Source organism: Actinomadura sp. RB99, assembly GCF_014706005.1.
Taxonomy (GTDB): domain Bacteria; phylum Actinomycetota; class Actinomycetes; order Streptosporangiales; family Streptosporangiaceae; genus Spirillospora.
Map to the genome: position 1 here is coordinate 1 of NZ_JABMCA010000145.1, position 7,382 is coordinate 7,382.

Sequence of the window (7,382 nt, forward strand, 5' to 3'; positions counted from 1 at the left end):
TCCGCGGCCGCAGCACGATCACCGCGAGCCGGCGCGGCAGCGGCCAGCCCGCCCGCGCGGACTGCTCGCCGACGACCTCGGGCGGCGCGGCCGGGTCCGACAGCAGCAGCGCCAGCAGCCGGCCGCGGCGCTGCTCGCGCTCCCCGGCGGCCTTCTCGCGCGCCCGCGCGTACCCGTGCGCGGCGGCGGACGCGAGCGCGTCCAGGTAGGCGAAGTTGGCCTCGGCGAGCAGGCTGACCAGGGCGCGCGGGCGGCCGAGCCGCTCCGCCTCGACCGCCAGGTGCCGCCAGGCCAGCCGCGACGCGACCCGCATCGCGTTCTGCAGGTGCTCCAGGCTGCGCCCCTCGACGGCCTCGCCGTACCCGACGTCGAAGAAGACCTGGTACACCTCCTTCCAGGAGGCGTCCGGGTCGGCGATCATCTGGACGAAGTGCTCCATCGCGTGCGCGACCGCGGCCTCGGCGACGCGGACGTAGGCGGCGTCGCCCGGCCGGTCGTACTCGGGGACGTGCCGCAGCACGCCCTGCACCATCTGGCCGAGCAGGTCCGGCAGCCGCGGGCGCATCCAGCGCGCCTCCTCGGCCGGGACGTCCCGCCACGGCTCCTCCGTCAGCCCGTCCAGAACCGGCGATCCGGTGTGCGCGTCCTCGTATGCCGTCGTCATGGCGACACCTCCTCGACCGAGCGCCCGGTCGTCTCAACCTAGGCACCGGACCGGGCGGGCGACACTCATCCGTCCGCACCGCCGGGCGGGGCCGATTGTCAGCCGTTTGACAAGGGTCCGCGCCCGGTGGCGGGCGTGCTGCGGCGACGCGGCGGGGGGTGCTCAAGTTCCGGTCAAAGCGTGCATGGCAGGGGGTCCGCCGGGTAGCGGCCCCACCGAGTGCGATCACCGAGCAGCCACGAGGAGCTGGACCATGGCCAACCCGGCCGGCCACGAGGACCGGAAGCAGGAGCAGCTGGAACGGCGGCGCGTGAGCCCGGACGGGGCGGCCGGGCTCACCACCGACCAGGGCCTCCGGGTCGACGACACCGACAACTCCCTGACGGTGGGCGAGCGGGGCCCGTCGCTGCTGGAGGACTTCCACCTCCGCGAGAAGATCACCCACTTCGACCACGAGCGGATCCCCGAGCGGGTCGTGCACGCGCGCGGCTCCGGCGCGTACGGGCACTTCACGCTCACCGAGTCGCTGGCCGACTACACCACCGCCGAGTTCCTGTGCGACACCTCGCTGACGACGCCGGTGTTCGTGCGGTTCTCGACGGTCGCCGGGTCGCGCGGGTCGGCCGACACCGTCCGCGACGTCCGCGGCTTCGCGACCAAGTTCTATACGAACCAGGGCAACTTCGACCTGGTCGGCAACAACATGCCGGTCTTCTTCATCCAGGACGGCATCAAGTTCCCCGACTTCGTGCACGCGGTGAAGCCGGAGCCGCCGAACGAGATCCCGCAGGCGTCGTCGGCGCACGACACGCTGTGGGACTTCGTCCAGCTCCAGCCCGAGACGATGCACATGATGATGTGGCTGATGTCGGACCGGGCGCTGCCGCGCAGCTTCGCGATGATGCAGGGGTTCGGCGTGCACACGTTCCGGCTCGTCAACGCCGAGGGCCGCGGCACGTTCGTGAAGTTCCACTGGAAGCCGAAGCTCGGCACCCACTCGCTCGCGTGGGACGAGACGCAGAAGATCGCCGGCAAGGACCCCGACTTCAACCGGCGCGACCTGTGGGACCGCATCGACGGCGGCGACTTCCCCGAGTACGAGCTCGGCGTGCAGCTGGTGGCGGAGGAGGACGAGCACCGGTTCGGGTTCGACCTGCTCGACCCGACCAAGATCATTCCGGAGGAGGAGGTGCCGGTGCGGCCGGTCGGCCGGATGGTGCTGGACCGCAACCCCGACAACTTCTTCGCCGAGACCGAGCAGGTCGCCTTCCACCTCGGCAACGTCGTGCCGGGCATCGACTTCACCAACGACCCGCTGCTGCAGGCCCGGCTGTTCTCCTACCTGGACACCCAGCTGATCCGGCTGGGCGGGCCGAACTTCCCGCAGATCCCGGTGAACCAGCCGGTCGCCGACGTCCGCAACCACCAGCGCGACGGGTACCACCAGACGAAGCTGCACCAGGGGCAGGCGAGCTACCACAAGAACTCGCTCGGCGGCGGCTGCCCGGCGGTCGGCGGACCCGGCTCGTTCACCCACTACCAGGAGCGCGTGGACGGCGAGAAGATCCGCAAGCGGAGCGAGAGCTTCAAGGACCACTACTCGCAGGCGACGCTGTTCTGGAACAGCATGTCCGACTGGGAGAAGGAGCACATCGTCGGCGCGTTCCGGTTCGAGCTCGGCAAGTGCGAGCACAAGCACATCCGGGAGGGCGTGGTCGCGCAGCTCAACCACGTCGACCACGACCTCGCGGTGCGGGTCGCCGAGGGCGTGGGGGTGGAGCCGCCCACCGACGCCCCGATCGCCAACCACGGCCGCACCTCGCCCGCGCTCAGCCAGGACAACGCGCCCGCCGAGTCGGTGCGGGGCCGCAAGGTCGCGATCCTGGTGGCGGACGGCGTCGACTCGGCGGCCGTCGGCGCGGTCGGCGACGCGCTGACCGAGGCGGGCGCGGTGTGCGAGGTGCTCGCCGCCAAGGACGGGCACGTCCAGGCCGCCAACGGCGCGCAGGTCTCGGTGACCCGCGCGATGCCGACCGTCGCGTCCGTCCTCTACGACGCGGTGCTGGTGCCCGGGGGAGAGGCGAGCGTGCGGACGCTCGCGCAGGACGGCGACGCGGTGCACTTCGTCGCGGAGGCGTTCGTGCACTGCAAGGCGATCGGTGCGCTGGACGAGGGCGCCGCGCTGCTGGAGCGGGCCGGGATCACCGGGGTGAAGACCTCGGAGGACGGCACGGTCGAGGACGCCGGCGTCGTCACCGGGCGCGGACCCGGCGGCGGCTTCGGCGCCGTGTTCATCGACGCGATCGCCAAGCACCGGCACTGGCGCCGGCAGAAGGACCACGTTCCGGCCTGACCGGACGGAGCCGGGGGAGCCGGACGGAGCCGGGCGGGGCCCGGCGCGGTAGCACGCTTCGAGCGGGCGCCGCGCCGGGCCCCGCTCCGTGTGGCCGCATTCTGCCAAATGATTTGTGGGCCATGTCACAAGAACGACGGTCCGCGGAATCATTGAAACCTGATCTGAAAATCTATCTTGTGCGACTGCCCGTTTAAAGCGCGCGGCCGGAAGGGCGGGAAACGCGCGCATTCCGCCCGCATTCCGGCTGGACGGGGCCGGGCCCGCCGCCGGCCGGCCGACCGCGGCCGTCCGTGCAAGTGGCTCCTGACATGCGGGTTCCGGGCGGTCCGTGCCCGCCGTACGGCGCGTCCGGCGGGCCGCGCCTTGCCGGTCTGGGAAGACCCGCGCCGCCCGGACTGCCCATGGGTGCAGTTCATCCGGGCGCATTTCTGTAGCAAGATGACGGCCGTCCCGCTGGATTTCCTGTGCTTCCGGTAAGGGCGCCGGGCGGCCTTTTCGCGGGCCGCCGGGCAAGGGCATGGGGCCGATTATGGAGGGAGGGCGCATGGCCGCGTCCGTCATTGAACGATTCCGCGAGCTGGTCGTCGACGAGTCCGATCCCTTCTACTTCGACCACCCCCTCGACCATGTGCCGGGAATGCTGCTGTTCAGCGGCATGCTGGACCTCGCCGTCCGCGCGGACTCGGCGCGATCGCGCGGACGGCGGGCCGGGCGGGTGGTGGCCGGGCTCGACTTCACCCGGTTCTGCGAGCTCGACCGCGGGACCACGCTGTCGTGCCGTCCCGTCCCCGGCCGCAACCGCGCCTGGACGGTCGCCGCCCGGCAGGGGGCCCGGGAGGTGTGCGCGGGCTCCATCGCGTTCACCGACGACGACGCCCTCGCGGCCGGGCCGCCCGGCCCGGGGCGCCCGCCCGCCGCGATCCCGCCGTCCCGGCAGGCGCCCGCGGACCTCGTGCACCGGCACCGTCCGGAGAACATCCTGGTGGGGGAGCCCGTGCGGCGCGGGCGCGGCGCGGTGGAGGCGGCCGTGCTGCGGCCGCTGGGCAGGGACCGGGCCGCCTGGAGTCCCGTGGAGATCGTCGAGGCGGGCCGCCAGTTCGCCACGCTGCTGGAGCACAGCGAGCACGGCAGGCCGATGGACGCGCGCCTGCTGTGGGTGTCGCTGCGGCTGGACGTGCCGTTCCGGCTGGACGGGGCCGTCCCGCTCCTGCTGCGCTGGCCGGTCGCGCGGGTGCCGGGGCCGCGGTCCCGGTGCGCGGCCACCCTCGCGGACGCCGCGACGGGCGCCGACCTCGGGTCGCTGGCCTACGAGGCGTACGCGGTCGACGCGGAGCGCTACGAGCGGACCCGGTCGTCATGAACCATCCGCTGCGCGAACCGGTCCGCGACACGGTCCTGCTGCTCGCGCCCCGCGCGGCCTTCCTCGCGGGCGCGGGCCTCCTCGTGGCCGGGATCGCCGTCCACGCGCCGCGCGACGGCGCCGCGCCGACGGTCATGCTCGCGCTGTACCTGGGGTGGCTGCTGCTGGAGGCGCCGGTGACGTTCCGGCGCGCCGCCGCGTCCCCGGCGGACGCGCGGACCCTGCCGCCGTACGCGCTCGCCCGCCTCCTGCTGGTCGCGTCCGCCTCCCTCGGGCCGTTCCCGTGGCCGGCCTCGTCGCCGTGGACGGCGGTCCCCGCTCTCGCCTCGGTCGCCTTCGTCGCCGGGGTCGCGCTGCGGCGGACCGCGATCCGCACGCTCGGGCGGTTCTACTCGCACCACGTGGTGCGGCAGGACGGCCACCGCGTCGTGACCGGCGGCGTCTACCGGGTCGTCCGGCATCCGGCGTACGCGGGGATGCTGCTGGCGAACCTCGGTTTCGCCTGCTTTTTCCTCGCACCGCTCACCGCGGCGGCGTTCGCGCTGCTCGCGGCGGCGGTCGCCTGGCGGATCCGCGTGGAGGAACGGGCGCTCTGGGACGTTCCGGGCTACCCGCCGTACGCCGCCGGACGGGCGCGCGTGCTGCCGAAGGTGTGGTGAGCGGGTCGATGACCTCGGGATCGATGGGGACGGGATCGATGGGGGCGGGATCGATGGGGGCGGGGGAGGTCGGGCACAAGTTCGCCCGGCTGGAGACACTGCGGGACGCGGGCTTTCCCGTGCCGGAGTTCTTCTGCGTGCCCGTGTCGGAGTTCGACCGGGCGCTGGACGCGCTGAGCGGCGGCCTGCCGCCGCGCTCGGCGGTCCCGGCCGCGCAGTGGTGCGGGTTCGCCGCGCAGGCGCTGGCGGCGGCCGTCCCGGACGGTCCCCTCGCGGCCCGCCTGCTCGCGGGTTTCGACGAGCTGGCCGGCGGCGGGCCGGCGGGCACGGGCGGGACGGTCGCGGTGCGCGCGTGCGCCGTCCCCGGCCCGGACGGGAGGGGCGAGGACGCGGCGGACGATCCGTTCGCCGGGCTGAGCGACAGCTTCCTGTACGTCCGGCGCGACGGGCTGCTGGAGGCGGTGGCGCGCTGCTGGGCGTCGGCGTTCAAGGCCGAGGCCGTCCGCTACCGGGAGTTCCGGGGCATCGACCCGGCAGCCGCGCGGGTCGCGGTCGGCGTCCAGCGGATGGTCCCGGGAACCCGGTCGTTCGTCGCCTTCACCCGCGACCCCCGCGACGGGACGCACCGGCACGTCATCGCCGCGGCGCACGGCATCGGCGAGGGCGTCGTCCAGGAGAAGGCCGACGTCGACCACTTCTTCGTCGACCCCGGCACCGGGCGCGTCGAGGCGGAGGTCGTGACCAAGCACCGCATGGTCGGGCCGCCGGAGGAAGGCGGCGACGGTCCGCGGACCGTCGCCGTCCCGGAGGCCCTGCGCACCGCGCCGGTGCTCACCGGCGAGCTGGCCAGGGAGATCAGCGGCCTCGCGGCGCGCGTCGAGCGGCTGTTCGGCCGCCCGCAGGACATCGAGGGGACCGTCACGCCCGACGGCGCCGTCCACCTCGTGCAGGCCCGCCCGCTGGCCGCCGCCGCCGAGGAGGGGCGGCCGCGCGTCCACTGGGGCAACCACAACATCACCGAGAGCTTCCCCGGCGTGTCCGGCGCGCTGGCGTACTCGCAGGCGCGCGCCTTCTACCAGCTCGCCTTCACCGACCTGTACCGGCGGATGGGCGTGCCCGCGCGGCGGCTGCGCGCGAACGGCCACCGGCTCGCGCGGATGGTCGGGCACCTCGACGGCCGCGTCTACTACCGGCTGGACGACTGGCAGGAACTGCACGGGCAGCTGCCCGTCTTCGACCTGATCCGGGCGGGCTGGGAGGAAGGGATGGGCATCACCGGCGAGGCGCGATCGGACCGGCGGTGGCCGCGCGCCCGCGTCGCCGCCGCCCTGCCCGCGCTCGCCTGGCGCGCCGCGGGGCACCGCCGCGCCACCGCCCGGTTCCTGCGCTGGTGGGACGCGCTGATGGCGGACGTCCGCGGCCCCGCGTCCCGCCCGCTCGCCGAGTACTCCCCGGACGAGCTGATCACCCTGTACCGGTGGGTGTGGGCCGAGGTGTCGGTGCGCTGGGGCGTCACGCTCGCCAACGGCGTCTACGGCCTGCTCCTCATGCGGGCGGCCACCGCGCTGCTGCGCCGCTGGACGGGCGCCGGGCCGGAGCCGCTGCCCGGGCTGCTGTGCGGCGGTCCGGAGAACCGGTCGCTCGCCGCCGTCCGCGCCGCGATCGCGCTGGCCGAGCGCGCCGCCGAGGTGCCCGCGCTCAAGGCGGCCCTGCTGGCCGACGACCTGGGCGGACGCACCGACGAGGAGCATCTGCGGGCCGTCTGGGACGACATCGCCGAGGGCCGGCACGGCTCCCTGCTCGCCGCGTCCGCGCGCGCCTACCTGCGCCGCTACGGCGACCGCGCGGTGCACGACCTCAAGCTCGACGAGCCCACACCGCGGCAGCGGCCCTGGATGACCGCCGCGCTCCTGCGGCCGCTCGTCCGGCAGGGCGCGACGGTCGCCGCGAACCGGGCGGCCGAGGCGCGCGCGGCGGCCGAGGCGCGCCGCAGGCTGCGCGAATCCTGCCCGGGCCCGGCCAGACGGGCCGTCCTGCGCGTACTGCTCGGCATGATGCGCTGGTCCGTGCGCGCGCGGGAGGACGCCCGGTTCTGCCGCACGCAGCTGTTCGGGCTGTCCCGCGAGGTGATGTGGCGGCTCGGCCGCGAGCTCGCCGCCGCCGGGCAGCTCGACGACCCGCTCGACGTCGCCGACCTCACCGTGGAGGAGGTCATCGGCGCGTTCGACGGCACGCTGCCCGGCTGCGACCTGCGCGGGCTCGCCGCGCTGCGGCGCGCCGAACGCGTCCGGAACCGGGCCGTGCCGCCCCCGCCCGCGCTGCTGTCGGCGCCCGCCGCGCGCC

The 7,382-nt window shown here is 74.7% G+C and carries 4 protein-coding genes and 1 pseudogene; 4 read left to right on the top strand and 1 reads right to left on the bottom strand.

Features of this window, described 5'->3' with window-relative positions:
* Window positions 1–664, bottom strand: a pseudogene (locus amrb99_RS48820) (PucR family transcriptional regulator); the annotation flags it as partial.
* A gap of 253 nt (window positions 665–917) precedes the next feature.
* Here amrb99_RS48820 and amrb99_RS48825 point away from each other — a divergent pair.
* From amrb99_RS48825 to amrb99_RS48840, 4 genes are all read left to right on the top strand, one after another.
* Window positions 918–3,017, top strand: coding sequence for a catalase (locus tag amrb99_RS48825; protein ID WP_190868935.1), 2,100 nt, complete (start codon window positions 918–920; stop codon window positions 3,015–3,017).
* Window positions 3,018–3,564: 547 nt separating this feature from the next.
* The gene (locus amrb99_RS48830) at window positions 3,565–4,380 is read left to right on the top strand and encodes an AfsA-related hotdog domain-containing protein (RefSeq protein WP_190868936.1); all 816 of its coding nucleotides are present in this window, start codon (window positions 3,565–3,567) and stop codon (window positions 4,378–4,380) included.
* Entirely contained in the window at window positions 4,377–5,039 is a 663-nt protein-coding gene (locus tag amrb99_RS48835) for an isoprenylcysteine carboxylmethyltransferase family protein (protein ID WP_190868937.1), read from the top strand. The genes amrb99_RS48830 and amrb99_RS48835 overlap by 4 nt, the downstream gene beginning before the upstream one ends.
* A gap of 38 nt (window positions 5,040–5,077) precedes the next feature.
* The coding region (locus tag amrb99_RS48840) for a PEP/pyruvate-binding domain-containing protein (RefSeq protein ID WP_190868938.1) at window positions 5,078–7,382 on the top strand (2,305 nt) is incomplete at its 3' end.